Origin of the sequence: Arthrobacter sp. fls2-241-R2A-172 (assembly GCF_030208885.1) — a bacterium.
Classification (GTDB): domain Bacteria; phylum Actinomycetota; class Actinomycetes; order Actinomycetales; family Micrococcaceae; genus Arthrobacter.
Map to the genome: position 1 here is coordinate 2,501 of NZ_JARVTB010000014.1, position 1,073 is coordinate 3,573.

1 rRNA gene (cut by a window edge) is annotated in these 1,073 nt (G+C 50.5%); it reads left to right on the top strand.

Annotated elements, in window-relative coordinates:
- Nucleotides 1-1,073: ribosomal RNA gene (locus QRM57_RS18885) — 23S ribosomal RNA — on the top strand; its annotated part reaches 90 nt to the left of the window's first position; the annotation flags it as partial.

The window sequence follows — 1,073 nt, forward strand, 5'->3', positions numbered from 1 at the left end:
AAACAGACTTTGATCCGGAGATGTCTGAATGGGGGAACCCAGCCATCATAAGATGGTTATCTTGTACTGAATACATAGGTGCAAGAGGCGAACCAGGGGAACTGAAACATCTAAGTACCCTGAGGAAAAGAAATCAACCGAGATTCCCTTAGTAGTGGCGAGCGAACGGGGACTAGCCCTTAAGTGGCTTTGAGATTAGCGGAACGCTCTGGAAAGTGCGGCCATAGTGGGTGATAGCCCTGTACGCGAAAATCTCTTAGTCATGAAATCGAGTAGGACGGAGCACGAGAAACTTTGTCTGAATATGGGGGGACCATCCTCCAAGGCTAAATACTACTGACTGACCGATAGTGAACTAGTACCGTGAGGGAAAGGCGAAAAGAACCCCGGAGAGGGGAGTGAAATAGATCCTGAAACCGTATGCGTACAAGCAGTGGGAGCAGACTTTGTTCTGTGACTGCGTACCTTTTGTATAATGGGTCAGCGACTTATTTTCAGTGGCGAGCTTAACCGAATAGGGGAGGCGTAGCGAAAGCGAGTCTTAATAGGGCGTCTAGTCGCTGGGAATAGACCCGAAACCGGGCGATCTATCCATGGGCAGGTTGAAGGTTAGGTAACACTGACTGGAGGACCGAACCGACTACCGTTGAAAAGTTAGCGGATGACCTGTGGATCGGAGTGAAAGGCTAATCAAGCTCGGAGATAGCTGGTTCTCCTCGAAAGCTATTTAGGTAGCGCCTCATGTATCACTGTAGGGGGTAGAGCACTGTTTCGGCTAGGGGGTCATCCCGACTTACCAAACCGATGCAAACTCCGAATACCTACAAGTGCCGAGCATGGGAGACACACGGCGGGTGCTAACGTCCGTCGTGAAAAGGGAAACAACCCAGACCGTCAGCTAAGGTCCCAAAGTTATGGTTAAGTGGGAAACGATGTGGGAAGGCTTAGACAGCTAGGAGGTTGGCTTAGAAGCAGCCACCCTTTAAAGAAAGCGTAATAGCTCACTAGTCGAGTCGGCCTGCGCGGAAGATGTAACGGGGCTCAAACCATACACCGAAGCTACGGGTATCACG